The organism is Streptomyces roseolus, from assembly GCF_014649855.1.
GTDB lineage: Bacteria > Actinomycetota > Actinomycetes > Streptomycetales > Streptomycetaceae > Streptomyces > Streptomyces roseolus.
In genome coordinates, this window is the sequence record NZ_BMTV01000009.1 from 171703 (window position 1) to 195891 (window position 24189).

The 24189-nt window shown below is 70.6% G+C and carries 23 protein-coding genes; 3 read left to right on the plus strand and 20 right to left on the minus strand.

Translation table 11 applies throughout. The features are described 5' to 3' along the window. The first annotated feature begins 136 nt into the window (after positions 1-136). The 3 genes from IE245_RS13270 to IE245_RS13280 all read left to right on the plus strand — a co-directional run bounded on the left by IE245_RS13270 (position 137) and on the right by IE245_RS13280 (position 3959). Positions 137-1348: a sensor histidine kinase gene (locus IE245_RS13270; RefSeq protein ID WP_229851257.1), complete on the plus strand. Its 1212-nt coding sequence runs from the start codon at positions 137-139 to the stop codon at positions 1346-1348. Next, positions 1345-1986, plus strand: a complete 642-nt coding sequence (locus IE245_RS13275) for a response regulator (RefSeq protein WP_189947028.1) — start codon at positions 1345-1347, stop codon at positions 1984-1986. The genes IE245_RS13270 and IE245_RS13275 overlap by 4 nt, the downstream gene beginning before the upstream one ends. A gap of 125 nt (positions 1987-2111) precedes the next feature. After that, complete coding sequence (locus IE245_RS13280; protein WP_506005177.1) at positions 2112-3959, plus strand: glycoside hydrolase family 18 chitinase; 1848 nt, start codon at positions 2112-2114, stop codon at positions 3957-3959. Between the two features lie 69 nt (positions 3960-4028). Here IE245_RS13280 and IE245_RS13285 read toward each other — a convergent pair whose 3' ends face one another. From IE245_RS13285 to thrB, 20 genes are all read right to left on the minus strand, one after another. Then, positions 4029-4475: a DUF2550 domain-containing protein gene (locus IE245_RS13285; protein ID WP_169087561.1), complete on the minus strand. Its 447-nt coding sequence runs from the start codon at positions 4473-4475 to the stop codon at positions 4029-4031. 146 nt (positions 4476-4621) lie between these two features. Further along, a complete protein-coding gene (locus IE245_RS13290) occupies positions 4622-4996 on the minus strand; it encodes a F0F1 ATP synthase subunit epsilon (protein WP_031006240.1) in 375 nt (124 codons plus the stop codon). Between the two features lie 114 nt (positions 4997-5110). Then, positions 5111-6553 (minus strand): F0F1 ATP synthase subunit beta, encoded by a 1443-nt coding sequence (atpD, locus tag IE245_RS13295; RefSeq protein ID WP_189947029.1) that lies wholly within the window; start codon positions 6551-6553, stop codon positions 5111-5113. Next, positions 6553-7470, minus strand: coding sequence for a F0F1 ATP synthase subunit gamma (locus IE245_RS13300; RefSeq protein ID WP_169086754.1), 918 nt, complete (start codon positions 7468-7470; stop codon positions 6553-6555). The genes atpD and IE245_RS13300 overlap by 1 nt, the downstream gene beginning before the upstream one ends. 20 nt (positions 7471-7490) lie before the next feature. Then, complete coding sequence (gene atpA / locus IE245_RS13305; RefSeq protein ID WP_189947030.1) at positions 7491-9089, minus strand: F0F1 ATP synthase subunit alpha; 1599 nt, start codon at positions 9087-9089, stop codon at positions 7491-7493. Positions 9090-9226: 137 nt separating this feature from the next. After that, positions 9227-10042 carry a F0F1 ATP synthase subunit delta gene (locus tag IE245_RS13310; RefSeq protein ID WP_189947031.1) on the minus strand — a complete coding sequence of 272 codons (816 nt, stop codon included), beginning with the start codon at positions 10040-10042 and terminating at the stop codon, positions 9227-9229. Further along, complete coding sequence (locus tag IE245_RS13315; protein ID WP_189947032.1) at positions 10039-10584, minus strand: F0F1 ATP synthase subunit B; 546 nt, start codon at positions 10582-10584, stop codon at positions 10039-10041. The genes IE245_RS13310 and IE245_RS13315 overlap by 4 nt, the downstream gene beginning before the upstream one ends. Positions 10585-10628: 44 nt before the next feature. Further along, positions 10629-10859 (minus strand): ATP synthase F0 subunit C, encoded by a 231-nt coding sequence (gene atpE, locus IE245_RS13320; protein ID WP_006346597.1) that lies wholly within the window; start codon positions 10857-10859, stop codon positions 10629-10631. Positions 10860-10949: 90 nt separating this feature from the next. Beyond that, entirely contained in the window at positions 10950-11759 is an 810-nt protein-coding gene (gene atpB / locus IE245_RS13325) for a F0F1 ATP synthase subunit A (protein WP_189947033.1), read from the minus strand. Positions 11760-11984: 225 nt separating this feature from the next. Continuing rightward, positions 11985-12398: a Cg1360 family ATP-synthase-associated protein gene (locus tag IE245_RS13330; protein ID WP_189947034.1), complete on the minus strand. Its 414-nt coding sequence runs from the start codon at positions 12396-12398 to the stop codon at positions 11985-11987. A gap of 284 nt (positions 12399-12682) precedes the next feature. Next, entirely contained in the window at positions 12683-13996 is a 1314-nt protein-coding gene (locus IE245_RS13335; RefSeq protein WP_189947035.1) for an MraY family glycosyltransferase, read from the minus strand. A gap of 119 nt (positions 13997-14115) precedes the next feature. Beyond that, a complete protein-coding gene (gene glyA, locus IE245_RS13340) occupies positions 14116-15363 on the minus strand; it encodes a serine hydroxymethyltransferase (RefSeq protein WP_189947036.1) in 1248 nt (415 codons plus the stop codon). A gap of 89 nt (positions 15364-15452) precedes the next feature. After that, positions 15453-16097 (minus strand): arsenate reductase/protein-tyrosine-phosphatase family protein, encoded by a 645-nt coding sequence (locus tag IE245_RS13345; protein ID WP_189947037.1) that lies wholly within the window; start codon positions 16095-16097, stop codon positions 15453-15455. Further along, complete coding sequence (locus IE245_RS13350; RefSeq protein ID WP_189947038.1) at positions 16094-16741, minus strand: L-threonylcarbamoyladenylate synthase; 648 nt, start codon at positions 16739-16741, stop codon at positions 16094-16096. The genes IE245_RS13345 and IE245_RS13350 overlap by 4 nt, the downstream gene beginning before the upstream one ends. 40 nt (positions 16742-16781) lie before the next feature. After that, positions 16782-17627, minus strand: coding sequence for a peptide chain release factor N(5)-glutamine methyltransferase (prmC, locus tag IE245_RS13355; protein ID WP_189947039.1), 846 nt, complete (start codon positions 17625-17627; stop codon positions 16782-16784). A gap of 50 nt (positions 17628-17677) precedes the next feature. Continuing rightward, positions 17678-18754 (minus strand): peptide chain release factor 1, encoded by a 1077-nt coding sequence (gene prfA, locus IE245_RS13360; RefSeq protein WP_189947040.1) that lies wholly within the window; start codon positions 18752-18754, stop codon positions 17678-17680. Positions 18755-18851: 97 nt separating this feature from the next. Continuing rightward, entirely contained in the window at positions 18852-19076 is a 225-nt protein-coding gene (gene rpmE / locus IE245_RS13365; protein ID WP_169086776.1) for a 50S ribosomal protein L31, read from the minus strand. A 135-nt stretch (positions 19077-19211) separates the two neighbouring features. Further along, a complete protein-coding gene (locus IE245_RS13370; protein WP_189947041.1) occupies positions 19212-20309 on the minus strand; it encodes an LCP family protein in 1098 nt (365 codons plus the stop codon). Between the two features lie 219 nt (positions 20310-20528). Then, positions 20529-22577: a transcription termination factor Rho gene (gene rho, locus IE245_RS13375; RefSeq protein WP_189947042.1), complete on the minus strand. Its 2049-nt coding sequence runs from the start codon at positions 22575-22577 to the stop codon at positions 20529-20531. A gap of 428 nt (positions 22578-23005) precedes the next feature. Continuing rightward, a complete protein-coding gene (gene thrB / locus IE245_RS13380) occupies positions 23006-23923 on the minus strand; it encodes a homoserine kinase (RefSeq protein WP_189947043.1) in 918 nt (305 codons plus the stop codon). Positions 23924-24189 lie beyond the last annotated feature (266 nt).

A 24189-nucleotide genomic window follows, 5' to 3' on the forward strand; every position in this document is an offset into this window, starting at 1 on the left:
AGCGTCCCGTGCGGGAGGGCCGGCTTCGTCGTCGCCGGTGAGGAAACCCGCCTACATCCTTCGACGGAGGCGCGGGCGGGCACGGATCGGCCCGGACGTCGACGTCCGGGGGCCCCGGGGCGTGTTGGATGGGTACGTGATCCTCCCCCGCCCGGCTCTTCCCCGCCCGCACCGCCACGACGTGCTCATCGCCCTCGCCGGCCTCTCCGTCGGCGTGCTGCTCTGGTCGTACGGGCTGTACACCACCGGCGACCGGGTCTTCGACCAGCGCGGGGCGGCGCTCGTCCCGCTGGCGGTGATGGCCGGGGCGGAGGCGCTGCGCCGGGCGGCCCCGCAGACCGCGCTGCTCCTGGGCACGTCGGCCATCGTCGGCGACCAGTTCACCAACGGGAACCTGGCCACGGTCCTGATGTTCACGGACGTCGTCTACGCGGCGGTCGTCTACGGCACCCCGGCGCAGGCCCGCCGCGTCCCGTACACGACGGCGCTGGTCACGGTCGCCACCACGGTGGCGTTCCTGGTCTGGTGGCAGAACGCGATCGCGCTGCTCGTCGGCGTCATCACCGGCATGATCTCCTTCCTGCCGGCCGTCACCGGTTCGATCGTGCGCAACCACCGGGAGGCGGCGGAGGCCGCCCGGCTGCGCGCCGAACAGACCGCGCTGCTGGCCGAGATGGACCGGACGCAGGCGGTGGCGGCGGAGCGGGCGCGGATGGCGCGGGAGCTGCACGACGTGGTGGCCAACCACCTGTCGGCGATCGCGATCCACTCGACGGCGGCGCTCTCCCTCGACGATCCCGGCACCACCCGGCAGGCGCTGACGGTGATCCGGGAGAACAGCGTGGCGGGGCTCGCGGAGATGCGGCGGCTGATCGGGCTGCTCCGGGAGAGCGGCGCGGAGACCGAGCCGGCGGCGACGGCCTCGCTCGCGGGGCTGGACGCCCTGGTGGCGCAGGCGGGCGCCAACGGCGCGGCGAGCGGGCTGCGTTTCGTCCTGGACGACGCCCGGCGGGACGGCCCCGGGCTTCCGGCGCCGGTGGAGCTGGCCGCGTACCGGATCGTGCAGGAGGCGCTGACGAACGCGCTCAAGCACGCGGTGCCCGGCGAGGTGCGGGTGGCGCTCGCCCGGGCGGACGGGGCGCTGCGGGTGACGGTGACGAGCCCGTACGGGGAGCGGGCGGGGCCGCGCGCGCCGGGCTCGGGGGCGGGGCTCGTGGGGATGCGGGAGCGGGTGGCGCTGCTGGACGGGACGCTGGAGGCCGGTCCGGTGGCGGTGGGCGGGGGTGCCGAGGTGTGGCGGGTGCGGGCGGAGCTGCCCGTGGGAGCGGGCGAGGAGGAGCGGGCATGACGGTGCGGGTGGTGGTGGCCGAGGACCAGAGCGCGGTACGGGCCGGGCTCGTGCTGATCCTGGGCAGCGCGCCGGACATCGAGGTGGTCGGGGAGGCGGAGGACGGCGAGCGGGCGGTGGAGCTGGCCCGGGAGCTGCGTCCCGATCTGGTGCTGATGGACGTGCAGATGCCCCGGATGGACGGGGTGACGGCGACCCGGCAGGTGGTGGCCGAGGGTCTCGCGGACGTGCTGGTGCTGACCACCTTCGATCTCGACGAGTACGTCTTCGGGGCGCTGCGCGCGGGAGCCTCGGGCTTCCTGCTGAAGAACGCGGACGCGCGGGAGCTGATCGAGGCGGTGCGGACGGTGGCGCGGGGCGAGGGGCTGATCGCGCCGGCGGTGACGCGGCGGCTGATCGCCGAGTTCGCCTCCCCGGCCCCGCCGGTCCGGAGGGATCCCGCGGTCCTCGACGGGCTGACGCCCCGGGAGCGGGAGGTGCTGTCGGCGCTGGGCGCGGGGCTGTCGAACGCGGAGGTCGCGGCACGCCTCGACATGGCGGAGGCGACGGTGAAGACCCACGTCAGCAAGGTGCTGGGGAAGCTGGGGCTGCGGAGCCGGGTCCAAGCGGCGGTGCTGGCAAGGGAGTTGGATCTCTGAGGGGACGGATCCGACGTTGGTCTGGACCTCTTGACGATTGGTCCAGACCTTCCTACGCTCGCGGGGCGCGCGCAACTCTCCACGGACCACCCCCACCCCGAACGTCCGCTACTTGAGGAGCACCGTTGAGCACTCAAGCACCGACGCGCCGAAGAGGCTTCAAGGCGAAGGCCGCCGCCGGCCTCACCGCCCTGGCCCTCCCCCTCGCCGCGATGGTCGGCCTCGCCTCCCCCGCGGAGGCCGCCACCTCGGTCACCGCGACCTATACCAAGACCCAGGACTGGGGCACCGGTTTCGGCGCCAACTGGACCATCAAGAACACCGGCACCACCACCATCTCCTCCTGGAACCTGGAGTGGGACTACCCCTCCGGCACCAAGGTCACCTCCGCGTGGGACGCCACCGTCACCAACAGCGGCGACCACTGGACCGCCAAGAACGTCGGCTGGAACGGCACCCTGGCCCCCGGAGCCTCCGTCTCCTTCGGCTACAACGGCACCGGCTCCGGCGCCCCCTCCGGCTGCAAGATCAACGGCGCCTCCTGCGACGGCACCCAGCAGCCCGGCGACAACCCGCCCTCGGCCCCCGGCACCCCGACCGCCTCGAACGTCACCGACACCTCGGTGAAGCTCAGCTGGGGCGCGGCCACCGACGACAAGGGCGTCAAGAACTACGACGTCCTGCGCGACGGCACCAAGGTCACCACCACCACGGGCCTGACCTACACCGACCAGGGCCTCAACCCCGGCACCGACTACAGCTACACCGTCGTCGCCCGCGACACCGCCGACCAGACCGGCCCGTCCGCCGGCCCCGTCGCGGTCCGCACCACCGGCGGAGGCGGCGGCCAGCCCGTCCCGAACGCCGTGAAGCTGGGCTACTTCACCAACTGGGGCGTCTACGGCCGCAACTACCACGTGAAGAACATCGTGACCTCGGGCTCCGCGTCCAAGATCACGCACATCAACTACGCCTTCGGCAACGTGCAGAACGGCAAGTGCACCATCGGCGACGCCTACGCCGACTACGACAAGGCCTACACCGCCGACCAGTCCGTCGACGGCGTCGCCGACACCTGGGACCAGCCGCTGCGCGGCAACTTCAACCAGCTGCGCAAGCTGAAGAAGGCCTACCCGAACATCAAGGTCCTCTGGTCCTTCGGCGGCTGGACCTGGTCCGGCGGCTTCGGCCAGGCCGTCCAGAACCCGGCCGCCTTCGCGCAGTCCTGCTACGACCTCGTCGAGGACCCGCGCTGGGCCGACGTCTTCGACGGCATCGACCTGGACTGGGAGTACCCGAACGCCTGCGGTCTCACCTGTGACACCAGCGGCCCCGCGTCCTTCAAGAACATGATGCAGGCCATGCGCGCCAAGTTCGGCGCCGGCAACCTCGTCACCGCGGCCGTCACGGCCGACGCCTCCGCCGGCGGCAAGATCGACGCCGCCGACTACGCGGGCGCCGCGCCGTACTACGACTGGCTCAACGTGATGACGTACGACTTCTTCGGCGCCTGGGCGGCGAAGGGCCCGACGGCCCCGCACTCCCCGCTGACCTCGTACGCCGGCATCCCGCAGGCGGGCTTCAACTCCGCCGAGGCGATCGCCAAGTTCAAGGCCAAGGGCGTCCCGGCCTCCAAGCTGCTGCTCGGCATCGGCTTCTACGGCCGCGGCTGGACCGGCGTCACCCAGTCCGCCCCCGGCGGCACGGCGACCGGCCCGGCGCAGGGCACCTACGAGCAGGGCATCGAGGACTACAAGGTCCTCAAGGCCTCCTGCCCGGCCAACGGCACCGTCGCCGGCACCGCCTACGCCCACTGCGGCACCAACTGGTGGAGCTACGACACCCCCGCCACCGTCACCTCCAAGATGAACTGGGCCAAGAACCAGGGCCTCGGCGGCGCGTTCTTCTGGGAGTTCAGCGGTGACACCACCAACGGCGAGCTGGTCTCCGCGATCAACGGCGGCCTGAGCTAGCAGCCGTCGGTACGACGAAGCGGGGGACGGTGCAGCACACCGTCCCCCGCTTCCGTACGTGCGGAACGACTACGCGACGTTCACCCTCTGCCCTGGAGGCGCCGCCTCCAGCCAGGCCATGAACCCCGTCCGGGCGTCCTCGCTCATCGCGAGTTCGAGCCGGACGCCGTTGTACATGCAGGGCTGGATCACCGAGTCGGACAGGAGCGCGAGCTCCTCCTCGCCCTCCGGCATCCGGCGCTCCAGGGCCACGATGGCCGAACGCTCCAGGAAACGACGCGGCCGGGGCGCGTACGAGAAGACCCGGAACCAGGCGATCTCGTCACCGCTGTACCGGGCCACCCCGTACACCCAGCCCTTGCCGGACAGGTCCGGCTCCTCCGGGACGTCCCAGCGCAGCGAACAGTCGAAGGTGCCGCCGGCACGCTGGATCAGCCGCCGGCGCAAGCCGAAGACGAAGAGCCCGATCAACACCAGTGCGACGACCAGGCCGCACACGAGCAGCGCGAGGAACATCTTCACCGACCTCCTCGCCGCGTCCCGTGACCGGCGCCGCCGGCCTCACGAATACCACCTGCATCTGCATCGCCTCAGCCGCGGCACGGTCTGGAACATTCCAGCCGTGCCGCGGCTGAGGGCACTACTCTTCGGTATCCGGTCCGTTAGCGGACCGCTACCGCGCGCAGCCGGACCTCGGCGCGCCGCTCGGCGGCGGCGTCCTCGTCCGACTTGGCACGCTCCAGCGCGCGCTCGGCACGCTGGGCGTCGATCTCGTCCGCCAGCTCGGCGATCTCCGCGAGCAGCGACAGCTTGTCGTCGGCGAAGGAGATGAAGCCGCCGTGGACGGCGGCCACGACGGTGGCGCCCTCGCTCGTGCGGATGGTCACCGGGCCCGACTCCAGCACACCGAGCAGCGGCTGGTGACCGGGCATGACGCCGATGTCGCCGGAGGTGGTACGCGCGATGACCAGGGTGGCCTCGCCGGACCAGACACTCCGGTCCGCGGCGACCAGCTCGACGTGCAGCTCAGCAGCCAAGGGTGGGCTCCTCGGTTCACCACCCGGCGGTGCTGCCGGGTGTTGGGATCAATTCTAAGGGGCGTGGAGAGGGGGGCGGGAACGGCTCCCGCCCCCCTCGGGCGAGCACGGGGCTCAGGAGACGCCGAGCTCCTTGGCGTTCTTCTTGAGGTCCTCGAGACCACCACACATGAAGAAGGCCTGCTCCGGGAAGTGGTCGAACTCACCGTCGCAGATCGCGTTGAACGCGGCGATCGACTCGTCCAGCGGGACGTCCGAACCGTCCACACCGGTGAACTGCTTGGCGGCGTGGGTGTTCTGCGACAGGAAGCGCTCGACACGGCGCGCACGGTGCACGACGAGCTTGTCCTCCTCGCTGAGCTCGTCGATACCGAGGATCGCGATGATGTCCTGGAGGTCCTTGTACTTCTGCAGGATGCCCTTGACGCGCATGGCGGCGTCGTAGTGGTCCTGCGCGATGTAACGCGGGTCCAGGATCCGGGACGTGGAGTCCAGCGGGTCCACGGCCGGGTAGATGCCCTTCTCGGAGATCGGACGGGAGAGAACCGTCGTCGCGTCGAGGTGGGCGAAGGTGGTCGCCGGCGCCGGGTCGGTGAGGTCGTCGGCGGGGACGTAGATCGCCTGCATCGAGGTGATCGAGTGACCACGGGTCGAGGTGATGCGCTCCTGGAGGAGACCCATCTCGTCGGCCAGGTTCGGCTGGTAGCCCACCGCGGAGGGCATGCGGCCGAGCAGGGTCGACACCTCGGAACCGGCCTGGGTGAAGCGGAAGATGTTGTCGATGAAGAACAGCACGTCCTGCTTCTGCACATCGCGGAAGTACTCCGCCATGGTCAGACCGGCCAGGGCCACACGGAGACGGGTGCCCGGGGGCTCGTCCATCTGGCCGAAGACCAGGGCGGTCTTGTCCAGAACGCCGGACTCCTCCATCTCCTGGATGAGGTCGTTGCCCTCACGGGTGCGCTCGCCGACACCGGCGAACACGGAGACACCGTCGTGCAGCTTCGCCACACGCATGATCATTTCCTGGATCAGAACGGTCTTGCCGACACCGGCACCACCGAACAGACCGATCTTTCCACCCTTGACGTACGGGGTGAGGAGGTCGACGACCTTCAGGCCGGTCTCGAACATCTCGGTCTTCGACTCGAGCTGGTCGAACGCCGGGGCCTTGCGGTGGATGGACCAGCGCTCGCTGACCTCCGACTCCGCCTCGGGCTCGTTCAGGATCTGACCCAGCGTGTTGAACACGCGGCCCTTGGTGACGTCACCGACGGGCACGGTGATGCCGTCGCCGGTGTCCACCACGGGGGCCTGGCGGACCAGGCCGTCGGTGGGCTGCATGGAGATGGCGCGGACGACGCCGTCGCCGAGGTGCTGCGCGACCTCGAGCGTCAGGGTCTTCTTGGCGCCGTCCTCGGCCGGGTCGGCGACCTCGACGTGGAGGGCGTTGTAGATCTCCGGCATCGCGTCGACGGGGAACTCCACGTCGACGACCGGGCCGATGACCCGGGCGACGCGGCCCGTGGCGGCGGCCGTCTCAACAGTGGTCGTCATTACTTGTCACTCCCCGCGGTCGCGTCGGCCAGGGCTGCGGTGCCACCGACGATCTCGCTGATTTCCTGGGTGATTTCGGCCTGGCGGGCCGCGTTGGCAAGTCGGGAGAGGTTGTTGATCAAGTCTCCCGCGTTGTCGGTCGCCGACTTCATCGCGCGCCGCGTCGCGGCGTGCTTCGACGCCGACGACTGGAGCAGCGCGTTGTAGATGCGGCTCTCGACGTAGCGCGGCAGAAGGGCGTCCAGGACGTCCTCCGCCGACGGCTCGAAGTCGTACAGCGGGCGGAGCGTGTCCGACTCGCCGGCCTCCTTCGCGACCTCGTCGAGGCTGAGGGGCAGCAGCCGGGCCTCGACCGCCGTCTGCGTCATCATCGAGACGAACTCGGTGTAGACGATGTGGAGCTCGTCCACACCACCCTCGGCCGTGTCCTTCTCGATCGCCTCGATCAGCGGCTCGCCGATCTTCTTGGCGTCCGCGTACGTCGGCTCGTCCGTGAAGCCGGCCCACGAGCCGGCCAGCTTGCGCTCACGGAAGTTGAAGTGCGCGATGCCACGGCGGCCGACGGCGTAGACGTCGACCTCCTTGCCCTCGCCCTCCAGGCGCTTGATGAGCTGCTCCGCCGCCTTGATGGCGTTGGAGTTGAAGGCGCCGGCCAGACCGCGGTCGCTCGCGAGGAGCAGGACCGCGGCACGGGTCGGGTTCTCGGCCTCCGTGGTCAGCGGGTGCTTGTCGTTCGCACCCGTGGCCACCGCGGTCACCGCGCGGGTGAGCTCGGTGGCGTACGGGGTCGAGGACTGCACCTTGCGCTGAGCCTTGACCACGCGCGAGGCGGCGATCATCTCCATCGCCTTGGTGATCTTCTTCGTCGCGGTGACGGATTTGATGCGACGCTTGTAGACCCGGAGCTGCGCTCCCATGAGTCAGGTCCCTTCCGTCGTCACTTCGAGACGTTGACGGCGGCAGGGGCGTCTTCGCCGAGCAGCTTGCCGTCAGAGGTCTCGAACTGCTTCTTGAACTCCGCGATGGCGTCGGCGACGGCCGTCAGGGTGTCGTCCGACATCTTCTTGCCCTCACGGATGGAGGTCATGAGACCGGAGTGGTTCTGGCGGAGGTACGCCAGGAGCTCGGCCTCGAAGCGACGGATGTCGGCGACCGGGACGTCGTCCATCTTGCCGGTGGTGCCGGCCCAGACGGAGACGACCTGGTTCTCGGTCGGCATCGGCTGGTACTGAGCCTGCTTGAGCAGCTCGACCATGCGCTGACCGCGCTCCAGCTGCGCCTTCGAGGCCGCGTCCAGGTCGGAACCGAAGGCCGCGAAGGCCTCCAGCTCACGGAACTGGGCGAGGTCCACGCGGAGGCGACCGGCGATCTGCTTCATGGCCGGGTGCTGGGCGGAGCCACCGACTCGGGAGACCGAGATACCGACGTTCAGGGCCGGGCGCTGGCCGGCGTTGAACAGGTCGGACTCCAGGAAGCACTGGCCGTCGGTGATGGAGATGACGTTGGTCGGGATGAACGCCGAGACGTCGTTCGCCTTGGTCTCGACGATCGGCAGACCGGTCATCGAGCCGGCACCCAGCTCGTCCGAGAGCTTGGCGCAACGCTCCAGGAGGCGGGAGTGCAGGTAGAAGACGTCACCCGGGTAGGCCTCACGGCCCGGCGGGCGGCGCAGCAGCAGCGACACGGCGCGGTAGGCGTCGGCCTGCTTCGACAGGTCGTCGAAGACGATCAGGACGTGCTTGCCCTGGTACATCCAGTGCTGGCCGATGGCCGAGCCGGTGTACGGGGCGAGGTACTTGAAGCCGGCCGGGTCGGACGCCGGGGCCGCGACGATCGTCGTGTACTCGAGCGCACCGGCCTCCTCCAGCGCGCCGCGCACGGACGCGATGGTGGAGCCCTTCTGGCCGACGGCGACGTAGATGCAGCGGACCTGCTTGTTCACGTCGCCCGAGCGCCAGTTGTCGCGCTGGTTGATGATCGTGTCGACGGCCAGGGCGGTCTTGCCCGTCTGGCGGTCGCCGATGATCAGCTGACGCTGACCACGGCCGACCGGGGTCATGGCGTCGACGGCCTTGTAGCCGGTCTCCATCGGCTCGTGCACCGACTTACGGGCCATGACGCCCGGGGCCTGCAGCTCGAGGGCGCGGCGGCCCTCGGTCGCGATCTCGCCGAGACCGTCGATCGGGTTGCCGAGCGGGTCGACGACGCGACCCAGGTATCCCTCACCGACGCCGACGGAGAGGACCTCGCCGGTGCGCTGCACCGACTGCCCCTCCTCGATGCCGCTGAACTCACCGAGAACGATCGCACCGATCTCGCGCTCTTCGAGGTTCAGCGCGAGACCGAGGGTGCCGTCCTCGAACTTCAGCAGCTCGTTCGCCATGGCCGAGGGAAGACCCTCGACCTTCGCGATGCCGTCACCGGCCAGGCTGACCGTGCCGACCTCCTCGCGCGAGGCCGCGTCCGGCTGGTACGACTGGACGAAGGTCTCCAGCGCGTCCCGGATCTCCTCCGGCCGGATCGTGAGCTCCGCCATCTGGGTTCCCTGCTCTCCTTGTTGGGCCCGAAGTTTCTTAAGGGGTCTGGGGGCCGACCCCCAGGAATCTTCTGCAATCTCTGCACGGCCCAACCGGGCCGCTGTGATGCGTGTTGTGTTGCCGGCGGCGTGAGCCGTCAGCCGGCCAGCCGCCGCTTCGCCTCGCCGAGGCGCTCGGAGACCGTGCCGTCGATGACCTCGTCGCCGACCCGCACCGAGATCCCGCCGAGGACCGCGGGGTCCACGTCCAGGTTCAGGTGCATCGCGCGGCCGTACAGCTTCGCCAGTACGGCGCCGAGGCGCTGCTTCTGCTGGTCGGACAGCGGCACCGCCGAGGTGACGACGGCGACCATCCGGTCCCGGCGCGCCGCGGCGAGCTTGGACAGGGACTCGAGTCCCACCTCCAGGCTACGTCCCCGGGGCTGGGTCACCAGACGGACGACCAGACGCTCGGTGGTGGCGTTGGCCTTGCCGCCGAGCAGCGTGCGCAGCAGCTCGCCCTTGGCGGCGGGCTTCGCGGTCTTGTCCGTCAGCGCCGAGCGGAGCTCGGTGCTGGAGGAGACGATCCGGCCGAAGCGGAACAGCTCGTCCTCGACGTTGTCGAGGGCTCCCGCCTTCTGCGCCGCGGTGAGGTCGGCGGTGTTCGCCAGCTCCTCGGCCGCGTCGACGAGGTCGCGGGAGCGCGACCAGCGGGACCGGACCATGCCGGACACCAGGTCGACGGTCTCGCCGCCCACCTGACCGGTCAGGAGTCGCTGCGCGAGCTCGGCCTTGGCCTCACCCGACTGGGCGGGGTCGGTCAGGACCCGGCGCAGCGACACCTCGCGGTCGAGCAGGACGGTGACCGAGGCCAGCTCGTCCGCGAGCTTCGTCGCGTCGACCGAGGTGTTGTCGGTCAGCGCGTCGAGTGCCTCGCGGGCGGCGGCCAGTGCCTCACGGCTCGCTCCGTTCATCGGACGGCCTCAGCCTTCTCCTCGAGCTCGTCGAGGAAGCGGTCGATCGTGCGGCTCTGGCGGGCGACGTCCTGGAGGGACTCGCCGACCAGCTTGCCGGCCAGGTCCGTGGCGAGCTTGCCGACGTCCTGACGCAGGGAGGAGGCGGCGGCCTTGCGGTCGGCCTCGATCTGCGTGTGACCGGCGGCGATGATCTCCTCGCGCTGGCGCTGGCCCTCCGCCTTCATCTCCTGGATGATCGCGGTGCCCTGCTCCGTCGCCTCCTGGCGGAGACGCGCGGCCTCGTGGCGGGCCTCGGCAAGCTGTGCCTTGTACTGCTCCAGCACACTCTGAGCCTCGATCTGGGCCGACTCGGCCTTCTCGATGCCACCCTCGATGGCCTCGCGGCGCTCGACCAGAACCTTGTTGATGTTCGGGAGGAGCTTCTTGGCGAGGAAGCCGAAGACGATGACGAAGGCGATCAGGCCGATGACGAGCTCGTCAAGATGCGGGAGGAGGGGGGGCTGGGGCTCCCCCTCGGCCGCAAGAAGCAGAGCGTTCACATCAGTGCCTTCCGTGAAAATGTGGCTGTCGTCGAGAAGCAGGCTTAGTAGACGAAGCCCATGACGATGCCGATGAGGGCGAGCGCCTCACAGAAGGCGAAACCCATGATCTGGTTGGTACGGATCAGGCCGGCCGCCTCGGGCTGGCGGGCGAGGGCCTGGGTGCCGTTACCGAAGATGATGCCGACGCCGACGCCGGGGCCGATCGCGGCGAGGCCGTAACCGATGGCGGCGACGTTGCCTTCGACAGCAGCAAGGGTCTGGAGAGCGGACATGCCGGTTCTTCCTTCTCTTTCAAGGACCCGGTGGGGGTTGGCCACCGGAGACTGCGGGGTGGGTGGTGGAGCTGGTCCGTGGCAGGGGGCTCAGTGGTGCTCGGAGAGCGCGCCCTGGACGTAGCTGCAGGCCAGGAGGACGAAGACGTACGCCTGGACGGCCTGGATGAAGAGCTCGAAGGCGGTCATCACGAGGACCATCACGAAGGACGTGCCCGCGTAGACGATGCCGATGCCGTTGAGCAGGTACCAGGAGGCCAGCGAGAACATCACGATCAGCAGGTGACCGGCGAACATGTTCGCGAACAGTCGGACCGCGTGCGTGAAGGGCCGGATGATCAGGTTCGAGAAGAACTCGAGGACGACGACCAGCGGCAGGATCGGGCCGAGGGACTTGTCCCAGCCGACGATGTTCTTCCAGCCGCCGACGAAGCCGTGCTTCTTGAAGGTCAGCGAGACCCAGAGCACGTACACGATCAGCGCGAGGGCCGCCGGGAAGGCGATCAGCGAGGTGACCGGGAACTGGGCCAGCGGGATGATCGACCAGAGGTTCATCATCCAGACGAGGAAGAACATCGACACCATGAAGGGGACGTACTTCTCGCCGTCCTTCTTGCCGATGATCTCGTAGACGATGCCGCGGCGCACGAAGTCGTAACCGGCCTCGCCGATCATCTGCATCTTGCCGGGGACCAGCTTCGGCTTACGGAAGGCCGCCCAGAAGAAACCGACCACCACGATGGAGCTCAGCACCGCGAGCAGCATGGGCTTGGTCAGCTCGAAGCCGCCCCACGTCGCGATGGGCTCGTAGATGAACGTGTGCAGGCCCGGAGCCGGGAAGCCGCATCCGGTGAAGATGTGGCAATCCGGGTCGAAGGCAAGCGTCTGGTCAGCACTCACCGCGGGCTCCTTCAGCGTGGCGCATAGGTACGGCAACCTCGTTGTGTCGGCGCGGCACGCAGCCGCGGGTCGGCACTGGACTGGTCTTACGGATAGGGGGGCGGCGGGTCGGCTTCGAGCCTCGCGCTGGGACAGGCGCCGCTTCGGATGCCCGCGCCCGCAATGCCGCAGTTGGCACCGGACGATAGCAGGAAGCCGAACGCGCCTTTATCCCGGCCCTACCCTTCACGACTTCGAACCCGTTTTCCCGGGCTCGACGTACGCGATCTTGGCCTTCATGTAGGCACGGGCCTGGGCCGCGACCCACACCACGGTCGTCGCGAGCACCGTGAAGGCGAAGGCCTTGAAGTCGAACACCGTGGTGCCCTTCAGCACGGCCAGGAAGACGGCGAGAACCAGCAGCTGCGTCGTGTAGAGCAAGAGCCCCATGGCCTGGAACAGCTGCGGGTGCTTCTTTGCCGTCCGCTGGAGCACCAGCATCCCGATGCCCATGAAGAGGAGCACGACCAGGGTGCCGAGCACGGCGCCGATCGCCCCCTTCCCGCCGGCGACGATGCCGCTGATCACCGTGGCGATGGCGCCGACGGCTGCAGACGGTACGACGGCCGAGAGAAGGAGGCGTGCGTCGGTGGAAGGCATGGCGGTGTCTCCGCTGTGATGGAGGGGGCGATGGTGTCGTCAGGGACGAGCGTAGGCCCGGTCCGAGGTGGGTCTCGGGGCCAACAGACCGTCGCACTACGGTCTTTCGGCACTGTCGCCGGGTCTCGTGAACCGTATCACAAACTATTTGAATAGGTCTTTACTCAGAGGGTGTGCCAACTGTCACACATGAGGGTTACAACGCGCGATTGTGCGCGACAGCGGGGCACCTTGTCTGGTAATGAGCCCCGATGGGGCATTCGCCGACCGCCGCTGTCGCGGCGTCAACTCGGCGTGCCGGCCTTCCTCCGGTCGGAGAAGCGCGAACGGTGACCGATGGCCGTCGAGCCGTGCAGCCCCGCCGGGACCGGGACCCGGTCCTCCGCCGCCGCCCCCTGCTCCGGCTCCGGCTCCGGCTCGACCACCCGGCTCCGGCGCCGGTACCGCGGCGGAACGACGGCCTCCGCCCAGCGGGGCGCCCGCGGCGAGAAGCGCGGCATCAGGAGCAGCACCAGACCCAGGGCGCTCAGCACCGTGACGGCGAGGACGATCCACATCGACGCCGAGTGGACCGAGTACGCGAGCGTGCCGAAGGCGATCAGCGCCGACCAGAAGTACATGATCAGCACGGCCCGGCTGTGCGAGTGGCCGATCTCCAGGAGCCGGTGGTGCAGGTGGCCGCGGTCCGCGGCGAAGGGCGACTGGCCCTTCCAGGTCCGCCGCACGATCGCCAGGACCAGGTCGGTCATCGGGATCGCGATGATGGTCAGCGGCAGGATCAACGGGATGAAGACCGGCAGGGCCGCGTGGGTCGCCTGCCGGGTCGAGCCCTCGAAGATCTTCAGGGTGTCCGGGTCCACCTGGCCGGTGATCGAGATGGCGGAGGCGGCGAGGATCAGACCGATCAGCATCGAGCCCGAGTCGCCCATGAAGATCCGCGCCGGATGCATGTTGTGCGGCAGGAAGCCCAGGCACATGCCCATGAGGATCGCGGCGAAGAGGGTCGCGGGGGCCGCCGCCTCGATCGTGTAGCCGTACCAGAGGCGGTACGCGTACAGGAAGAAGGCGCCGGTGGCGATGCAGACCATGCCGGCGGCGAGGCCGTCGAGGCCGTCGACGAAGTTGACCGCGTTGATGGTGAGGACGACCAGGGCGACCGTCAGGAGGGTGCCCTGCCACTGGGTCAGCGCGACCGTGCCGACGCCCGGGATCGGCAGCCACAGGATCGTCAGGCCCTGCGCCACCATCACGCCGGCCGAGATCATCTGGGCGCCGAGCTTGATCAGCGCGTCCAGCTCGAACTTGTCGTCCAGGACGCCGATCAGCCAGATCAGGGCGGCGCCGGAGAGCAACGCGCGGGGCTCGTTCGACTGGTCGAAGACGCTGTTGAGGTTCTGCAGGTGGTCGGCGACGAGCAGTCCGGCGCACAGCCCGAAGAACATGGCGATGCCACCGAGCCTCGGAGTCGGTTCTCGGTGCACGTCGCGCGCGCGGATCTCCGGCATCGCGCCGGTCGCGATGGCGAACTTCCGCACCGGACCGGTCAGCAGATAGGTCACCGCGGCCGTGACACAGAGCGTCAGCAGGTAATCACGCACGGGCTGTCCCCACAGGAATCGCTGGCCATCTCAGCCCCACACCCTAGCCGTGCCGTCCATGTGCTTGGAGACACCCCGGGCCCCGGAACGGTTGCGGCCCCGCCGGGGTCTTCTCCCGTTCACCGTCCATACGGGGGAAAACCGCTGGTCAGCTCCCGTACTTCGGCACGTGCCCGAGCCGTTTCCTCCGGTTCGTCGCGCAACGCCGAGGTGAACAGCGCGGCGATCCTGGCCATCTCCGGGGTGCCCATCCCCTGCGTGGTGACCGCGGCGGTGCCGAGCCGGATGCCGCGCCCGTCCCCGTGGGGCAGGGCGCAGGTGTCCAGGACGATGCCGGCGGCGGCGAGCCGGGCGCGGGCGGTGCGGCCGTCGACGCCCAGCGGGGAGGGGTCGGCGGTGATGAGGTGGGTGTCGGTGCCGCCGGTGGTCAGCGCGAAGCCCTCGGCGGAGAGCGCGGCCGCGAGCACGCGCGCGTGCTCGACCACCCGATGGGCGTACCCGGCGAAGGCCGGGGTGGACGCCTCCCCCAGGGCGACCGCCTTCGCCGCGATGGTGTGCATCTGGGCGCCGCCCTGCGTGAACGGGAAGACCGCGCGGTCCACCCGCTCGGCCAGCTCGGCCGTGCACAGCACCATCCCGCCGCGCGGCCCGCGCAGCACCTTGTGGGTGGTGGCGCAGACGACGTCGGCGTACGGGACCGGGTTCGGCGCCGCTCCCCCGGCGACCAGTCCGATGGGGTGGGCGGCGTCGGCGATGAGGTACGCCCCGACCTCGTCGGCGACGGCCCGGAAGAGGGCGTAGTCGGGGTGGCGGGGGTAGGAGATCGAGCCGCAGACGATCGCCGTGGGGCGGTGGTGGCGGGCGAGGGCGGCGAGCTGCTCGTAGTCGATGAGGCCGGTCTCGGCGTCGACGCCGTACGGGACGAAGTCGAACCAGCGGCCGGAGAAGTTCGCGGGCGAACCGTGCGTGAGGTGCCCGCCGTGGTCCAGGCCCATGGCGAGGACCGTGTCACCGGGCCTCAGAAGGGCCGCGTACGCCGCCAGGACGGCCGCGGAGCCCGAGTGCGGCTGGACGTTGGCGTGATCGGCTCCGAAGAGCGCGGTGGCCCGCTCCACGGCGATCCGCTCGGCCGCGTCGGCGTACGCGCAGCCGCCGTGGTACCGGGCGCCCGGATACCCCTCGGCGTACTTGTTGGCGAGCGTCGACCCCAGCGTCGCGAGGACCGCGGGCGAGGTGAAGTTCTCCGCCGCGATCAGCTGGAGCGTCTCGGCCTGCCGCCGCGCCTCCCCCGCCAGCACGTCGGCGATCTGCGGATCCTGCCGCCGCAGGACGTCGAGGACCTCTTCGGGGGGCGCGCTGACCGACATGGCTGACTCCGGGCCTGGGGGACGTAGCACCAATGTAGGCGCGTGCCCCCGAGCCCGCCCCCGGAGCGCCGGAGCGGCCCCGGGCCCCCTCAGCGCCGCGTCGGGACGCCCGTCAGGGCCGTGACGACCGGGTCCAGGGCCTCCTGGATCTCGTCTCCGATGGAGCGGAAGACGGTGATGGGGGCGCCGTAGGGGTCGTTGACCTCGTCCGCCTCGGCGGAGGGGGCCAGGAGCCACCCGCGTAGAGCGGCGGCCGCGCGGACCAGGGCGCGGGCGCGTTCGACCACCCCGTCGCGGGGGTCCGGGAGGGTGGCGGGGTCGATGGCGCGGACCAGGCGGGTGAACTCCTTCAGGGTGAAGGTGCGCAGTCCGGCCGAGTGGCCCATCGAGATGACCTGCGCGCGGTGGTCGCGGGTCGCGGTGAGGACGAGGTCGGCGCGGATGACGTGCTCGTCGAGGAGTTCGCGCCCGACGAAGCCGCTGTGGTCGGCGCCGAAGTCGGCGAGGACCAGCTCCGCGTTGGTCTCCATGGGGGCGCCCTCGTGGCCCCAGGTGCCGGCGCTCTCCACGATGAGGCCCCGGCCGAGCCCCTCGCCGAGCCGCTGGAGCAGGGCGTGGCGGGTCAGCCGCTCGGTGATGGGCGAGCGGCAGACGTTGCCGGTGCTGACGTGGAGGATGCGGAAGGTGGTGTCGTGCTCGTACCCCGCTATGCCACGCCCCTCAGGGGCGGTCAACTGGCCACCTCGAGGTCGGGTACGACCTTGCGGAGCTCTTCCGGTGACAGCGCGCCCTCGCGCAGCAGCACCGGGACCTTGCCCGTGACGTCGACGATGGAGGAGGGGGCGTTGTCGGGCGTCGGACCGCCGTCGAGGTAGACGGAGACGGCGTCGCCGAGCATCTGCTGGGCGGCGTCGCAGTCCTCCGGCGCCGGGTGCCCGGAGATGTTGGCGGAGGTGACGGCCATCGGGCCGACCTCGGTGAGCAGCTCGATGGCGACGGGGTGCAGCGGCATGCGGAGGGCGACGGTGCCGCGGGTGTCGCCGAGGTTCCACTGGAGGGACGGCTGGTGGCGGGCGACCAGGGTGAGCGCGCCGGGCCAGAAGGCGTCGACGAGCTCCCACGCCTGCTCGGAGAAGTCGGTGACGAGGCCGTGCAGGGTGTTCGGGGAGCCGATGAGGACGGGGACGGGCATGCCGGGGCCCCGGCCCTTGGCGGCGAGCAGCTCGGCGACGGCCTCGCTGCCGAAGGCGTCCGCGCCGATGCCGTACACGGTGTCGGTGGGGAGCACGACGAGCTCGCCGCGGCGGACGGCCGACGCGGCTTCGCGCAGGCCGGTCGCGCGGTCGGTCGCCTCGTTGCAGTCGTATCGGCGTGCCATCAGTCGCGCTCCTCCTCAGTCGTGGTGGTGCGGTGCCGGCTCACGGCATCGCCTTGCGGGCGGTCGCGAAGCGCGGCCGGTTGTTCAGGTCGGGGTGGTCGGCGGCGTCCGACCAGCCGGCCTCCTCGTTGAAGATCCACGGCACCTGGCCGCCCTGGGTGTCGGCGTGCTCGATGACGACGAGGCCGCCGGGGCGGAGCAGGCGGTGCGCGGTGCGCTCGATGCCGCGGATGGTGTCGAGGCCGTCCTCGCCGGAGAAGAGCGCCATCTCGGGGTCGTGGTCGCGGGCCTCGGGGGCGACGTACTCCCACTCGGTGAGGGGGATGTACGGCGGGTTGGAGATGACCAGGTCGACCTGGCCGTTGAGCTCCGGGAGGGCGGTGAGGGCGTCGCCCTGGTGGACGGTGACGCGGGAGCCGGCGGCGTTCTTGCGGGTCCAGACGAGCGCGTCGTCGGAGAGCTCGACGGCGTGGACGCGCGAGCGCGGCACCTCCTGGGCCATGGCGAGGGCGATGGCGCCGGAGCCGGTGCAGAGGTCGACGATGAGCGGTTCGACGACGTCCATCGCGCGGACGGCGTCTATGGCCCAGCCGACCACGGACTCGGTCTCCGGGCGGGGCACGAAGACGCCGGGGCCGACCTGGAGCTCCAGGTAGCGGAAGAACGCCCGGCCGGTGATGTGCTGGAGGGGTTCGCGCGCCTCGCGGCGGGCGATGGCCTCCCAGTAGCGGGCGTCGAAGTCGGCGTCCTTGACGTTGTGCAGCTCCCCCCGCTTGACGCCGTGCACGAACGCGGCGAGCTCCTCGGCGTCGAAACGCGGTGAGGGAACGCCGGCGTCGGCCAGCCGCTGGGTGGCCTGGGCCACCTCGGCAAGCAGCAGGTTCACGCTGGTCCTCCGTGGTGCGGGGTGGGGCGGGGAGAGGTGCCTCGGGCCGGTCAGGTCGCGGCGAGCTTGGCCGCGGAGTCGGCGTCGACGCAGGCCTGGATGACGGCGTCGAGCTCGCCGTCGAGGACCTGGTCCAGGTTGTACGCCTTGAAGCCGACGCGGTGGTCGGAGATGCGGTTCTCCGGGAAGTTGTACGTGCGGATCTTCTCGGAGCGGTCGACGGTGCGGACCTGGCTGCGGCGGGCGTCGGCGGCCTCGGCCTCTGCCTTCTCCTGAGCGGCGGCGAGGAGCCGGGAGCGCAGGATGCGCATGGCCTGCTCCTTGTTCTGGAGCTGGCTCTTCTCGTTCTGGCAGGAGGCGACGATGCCGGTCGGCAGGTGGGTGATGCGGACCGCGGAGTCGGTGGTGTTGACCGACTGGCCGCCGGGGCCGGAGGAGCGGTAGACGTCGATGCGCAGGTCGTTGGCGTGGATCTCGACGTCGACCTCCTCGGCCTCGGGCGTGACGAGCACGCCGGCGGCGGAGGTGTGGATGCGGCCCTGCGACTCGGTGGCGGGCACGCGCTGCACGCGGTGGACGCCGCCCTCGTACTTGAGGCGGGCCCAGACGCCCTGGCCGGGCTCGGTGGCGCCGTTGCCGCCCTTGGTCTTCACGGCGACCTGGACGTCCTTGTAGCCGCCGAGCTCGGACTCGGTGGCGTCGATGATCTCGGTCTTCCAGCCGACGCGCTCGGCGTAGCGGAGGTACATCCGGAGCAGGTCCCCGGCGAAGAGGGCGGACTCGTCGCCGCCGGCGCCGGCCTTGATCTCCAGGATGACGTCCTTGTCGTCGCTGGGGTCGCGGGGGACCAGCAGGAGACGGAGCTTCTCGGTGAGCTCCTCGCGCTGCTTCTCCAGCTCCTTGACCTCGGCGGCGAAGTCGGGGTCGTCGTGCGCGAACTCGCGCGCGGTCTCGATGTCGTCCCCGGTCTGCTTCCAGGAGCGGTACGTGCCGACGATCGGGGTCAGCTCGGCGTAGCGCTTGTTCAGCTTGCGCGCGTTGGCCTGGTCGGCGTGGACCGACGGATCCGCGAGCTTCTTCTCGAGGTCGGCGTGCTCGCCGACCAGTTCCTCGACGGCCTCGAACATCTTCGGGCTCCTGGTTTCGTCTGTTGCTACGGGGACGCCAAAGCGCCGGTCCCGGCCGCCCCGGGCGGGGGCGGCCGGTGACCGGCGCGGGGGCTCGCTACTTCGCGGCGGAGCCGGCGGCCTTGCCGAAGCGGGCCTCGAAGCGGGCGACGCGGCCACCCGTGTCGAGGATCTTCTGCTTGCCCGTGTAGAACGGGTGGCACTCGGAGCAGACCTCGGCACGGATGGTGCCCTCGGTGAGGGTGCTACGGGTGGTGAACGACGCGCCACAGGTGCAGCTGACCTGGGTCTCGACGTACTCGGGGTGGATCTCGCGCTTCAAGGTGTCTCCTAGTTCCGGGAGGGCACCGGGTCGTCGCCGCGGGTTGCGGCGGACGTGAACCGGGGCCGACGTACCAGTCTGCCAGGACTGGCCGCATCTCCCCAAACCGGGGTGGGGGCGGCCGTATTCCCCGGGCTAGCCGATGACTCCCTCGGCCTTGCCGGAGGCCGTGTCCCGCGTGGCGGAGGCGGGGACGGGCCGGTCGGCCCGGAGGGCCTTCCAGACCTGTTCGGCCTGGGCTTCGAGCGGCACCACGCGGTTGCGGTCCCAGGCGGCGTACTCGACCGGCATCGTGATCATGTGCACGTCGTCGGCGCCGAGCCCGGACAGGCCCTGGGCGAAGCCCATGAGCTCCTGGACGGAGTCGAGCTCGGAGTCGGGGGTGATGGCCTTGGTGGCGGCGTCGGCGAGGTCGAGGAGCTTCTTGGGGTCGGTCCCGGCGCCGACGTCCTTGACCTGCTTCACGAAGGCCTTCATGAAGGCCTGCTGGAGCTGGATGCGGCCGAGGTCGCTGCCGTCGCCGACGCTCTTGCGGGTGCGGACGAGGCCGAGGGACTGCTCGCCGTCGAGGGTGTGGGTGCCGGGCTCCAGGTCGAGGTGGCTCTTGGAGTCCTTGATGGCCCGGGTGGTGGTGATCTCGACGCCGCCGAGGGTGTCGATGAGCTTCTTGAAGCCGGTGAAGTCGACCTCGATGTAGTGGTCCATGCGGATGCCGGACAGGGACTCGACGGTCTTGACGGCGCAGGCGGGGCCGCCGACCTCGTACGCCGTGTTGAACATGGCGTTGCTCCGGCCCGCGACCTCGTTGCCCTGCTCGTCGGTGCAGGCGGGGCGTTCTATGAGGGTGTCGCGGGGGATGGAGACGACGCTGGCCTTCTTGTGACCCTCGTAGACGTGGAGGACCATCGCGGTGTCGGAGCGGGCGCCGCCCTCGTCCTTGCCGTAGGCGCCGTTGTCGCCGGAGCGGGAGTCGGAGCCGAGGACGAGGATGTCCATCGAGCCGTCGTCGATGTTCTTGGGGCGGTCGGTGCCGAGCTGGGCGTTGATGTCGACGCCCTCGATGTTGCCGTCGAGCTTGAGGTACACGTAGCCGAGTCCGGCGCCGGCCAGGACGAGCACGGCGGTGGCGCCGGACACGGCTATGGCGGCCCGGCGGCGGCGTGTGGCGGTCGGTTTGCGGCGGCGTCCGGTGGCGCCTCCGCGTGCGCGCCCGCTCTTGTTCTGCTCGGTCATCGTCTTCCCTCGGGCCCATGGTTCACCTTTTGTGACGGCGAAGCATCCGAAAGGGTTGCACGGTGTTCTGTGAGGTTTCGGTGAGCGAGCCGCCCCATACGCACGGTGCCCACCGCTCCGGGAGCGGTGGGCACCGTGTTCGCGCAGGTCACGAAGGGGTTACGACTCCGAGGTCGTCACCCGTGGTGTGACGAGGGTCTCCCCGCGTCACCGACGGCGTCAGTCGTTGTTGCCGCCCGGCGTCGTCTTCTGGATCTGCAGCAGGAACTCGCCGTTCGACTTCGTCTGCTTCAGCTTGTCCAGGAGCAGCTCGATGGCCTGCTGCTGGTCGAGCGCGTGCAGCACGCGACGGAGCTTCCAGGTGATGGCGAGCTCGTCGCTGCCGAGGAGGATCTCCTCCTTGCGGGTGCCCGAGGCGTCGACGTCGACGGCCGGGAAGATCCGCTTGTCGGCGAGCTTCCGGTCGAGCTTGAGCTCCATGTTGCCGGTGCCCTTGAACTCCTCGAAGATCACCTCGTCCATGCGCGAGCCGGTGTCGACCAGCGCGGTGGCCAGGATGGTCAGCGAGCCGCCGTCCTCGATGTTGCGCGCGGCACCGAAGAAGCGCTTCGGCGGGTAGAGCGCGGTCGAGTCGACACCACCGGACAGGATGCGGCCGGAGGCGGGCGCCGCGAGGTTGTACGCGCGGCCCAGGCGGGTGATGGAGTCCAGCAGGACGACCACGTCGTGACCCAGCTCGACGAGGCGCTTGGCGCGCTCGATGGCCAGCTCGGCGACGGTGGTGTGGTCCTCGGCCGGGCGGTCGAAGGTCGAGGAGATGACCTCGCCCTTCACCGACCGCTGCATGTCGGTGACCTCTTCCGGACGCTCGTCGACCAGGACGACCATCAGGTGGCACTCGGGGTTGTTGTGGGTGATCGCGTTGGCGATCGCCTGCATGATCATGGTCTTGCCGGTCTTCGGCGGGGCCACGATCAGACCGCGCTGCCCCTTGCCGATCGGCGACACGAGGTCGATGATCCGGGTGGTCAGCACGCCCGGGTCGGACTCCAGACGGAGCCGGTCCTGGGGATAGAGCGGGGTCAGCTTGTTGAACTCGGGGCGGCCGCGGCCGGAGTCCGGCGCCATGCCGTTGACCGAGTCGAGGCGGACCAGCGCGTTGAACTTCTCGCGGCGCTCGCCCTCCTTCGGCTGGCGGACCGCGCCGGTGAGGTGGTCGCCCTTGCGCAGACCGCTCTTGCGGACCTGGGCGAGGGAGACGTACACGTCGTTCGGACCGGGCAGGTAGCCGGAGGTCCGGATGAACGCGTAGTTGTCGAGGATGTCCAGGATGCCCGCGACGGGGATCAGGACGTCGTCGTCGGAGACCTGCGGCTCGCCGGCGGCGAACTCGTCGCGCCCGCGACGGCCCCGGCGGTCGCGGTAGCGGCCGCGACGGCCACGACGGCCGCCCTCGAAGTCGTCGTCGTCGTCCTGCGGGGCGCCGCCCTGCGGACGCTGGCTCTGGCCCTGCTGCTGGCCCTGGCCCTGGCCCTGGCCCTGGCCCTGGCGCTGCTGGTCCTTGCGCTGGCCGCCGCCCTGCTGCTGGTCGTCGCCCTTGCCGCGCTCGCGCTGGCGGTCGCGACGGTCCCGGCGGTCACGGCGGGTGCGGCCCTCGGCGGTGTCCGCGGCGGCCTCGGCCTTGTCGCCCTGCGGCTCGCCCTTGGCCTCGGTACGGGTCTCCGTACGAACCTCGGTACGGGCCTCGGTCTTGACGGCCTGGGGGGCCTCGGCGCCGTCCGGCGAACCGGCGGGGGCCGTGGCGCGACGGCGGCGGCGCTCGCCGGCCGGCTGCTCGTCGCCCTGGTCGGCACCGGTCGACTTCGACGGCTGGCCCGGGATGTCGATCTGCTGCTGGGCGGGGGCCTGCTCGGCCTGCTCCGCCTTCGGCTCGGCGGCCTCGGCGGACTCGCCCGTACGGGCCTTGGAGGTGGCGCGGCGCTTCGGCTTGGCCTCGGCGGCGGCCTCGGTCTTGGCGGGGGCGGCGGAGCCGGAACCGGCCTGCGCCTCCTTGATGACCTCGATCAGCTGGCTCTTGCGCATGCGCGCGGTGCCCCTGATGCCGAGGCCGGACGCGACCTGCTGCAGCTCGGCCAGGACCATGCCCTCGAGGCCGGTGCCGGAGCGGCGGCGCCGTGCGGTGCCGCTGCTGGCAGCACCTGCGGCGGGCGCGGCGGCGTCGACAGTGCTGTCGGCAGGCACGCCCATCAGATCGGTGGTGTCGCTCACGAAGGGTCCTTCCCTGGAGCGGACGTCGGCCCTGTGGCTCGGCGACCGGTTGTGCTGTCCGGCAGCGGTCCTGGTTGGTGGACCGTGTCCGGGGCGGTGGTCCCGCCGGGATGCGGCGAGAGGAGAGAAAACGTGCTGTGGGTCCGGCCCGAGCGCCCCCTGCTCGGCCCTCGCGTGGAATGAGCGAGGGGTGTCGTGCCGGTTCCGGAGCGTGCTCGAAACTGCTCAGGCAGGCTGCTCAGGCAGTTGGGGAGGCTCCCGGAAGAATGTGTGGTCCCTGAGGGGACACTCCGCACCGCTCCACAAGGAGGTCGGGTGCAGACTTGAGGTTAACACTACCGGCTCCAACAAACATTCCCCCTCTCACTCACCGGCAATCGCGTGTCCAGGACGCCGCCCGGCGTCCCCGCACCGCCCGCCGCCGCGCCTCAGGGCGCCAGCGGCAGCACGCTGGCTCCCGGCGCGTCGAGGTCGAGCCGGTTCGCGGCCCAGCCCTCGCCCGCGAGGAGGGCGACCTTGTCGGCGGTCTTCCCGTCGGCCAGCGCGAGGACCGTGGGGCCCGCGCCGGAGATGACGGCGGGCACGCCGTCGGCCCGCAGACGGTTGACCAGCGCGAGGCTCTCCGGCATCGCGGGGGCCCGGTACTCCTGGTGGAGCCGGTCCTCGGTGGCGGCGAGCAGCAGCTCGGGGCGGCGGGTCAGGGCCTCGACGAGGAGGGCGGCGCGCCCGGCGTTGGCGGCGGCGTCCACGTGCGGGACGGTGCGCGGCAGCAGACCGCGGGCGGTCTCGGTCAGCACCGGCTTCCCGGGGACGAAAACCACCGGAACGATGGAATCCGAGGGGTCCATCCTGATCGCGCGCGCGGCGCCGGACTCGGTCCAGGCGAGGGTGAAGCCGCCGAGCAGGCAGGCGGCGACGTTGTCGGGGTGGCCCTCGATCTCGGTGGCCAGCTCCAGCAGGGCGGCCTCGTCGAGCTTGGCGTCCCCGCCTATGGTCACGGCGCGGGCGGCGACGATGCCGGCGCAGATGGCTGCGGAGGAGGAGCCGAGGCCGCGGCCGTGCGGGATGCGGTTGGCGCAGACGACCTCCAGGCCGCGCGGCTGCCCGCCGAGCAGGTCGAAGGCGGTGCGCAGGGAGCGTACGAGGAGGTGCCTCTCGTCGCGCGGGAGCGTCTCGGCGCCCTCTCCGGCGATGTCGACGTGCAGCCCGGAGTCGGCGACCCGGACGACGACGTCGTCGTAGAGGCCCAGCGACAGGCCGAAGGCGTCGAAGCCCGGGCCGAGGTTGGCGCTGGTGGCGGGGACGCGCACCCGTACGGCGGCGGCGCGGAACGCGGGACCGGCCATCGCTCGATGACTCTCCTTGACTGCGGCGACGTGGTGTTCAAGAGAAGTGCTGGGGAACCCGGAGTACCGTTTCGGCCGTTTCGGTCGCGGGGAGGCGACAACGGCAACGGCACCACGCATATGCGTCGCGGCGGGTTCGGTACAGCCTATCGAAGGAAGGTTCCGTGGCGACATAGGGCGCACGGGAGGCGCACGATGCGTGTCGCGCGCCAACCTGTGCATCTATGTAGGTTCCTGATCGGGTTTCGCCCGATCAGGAACCGGCG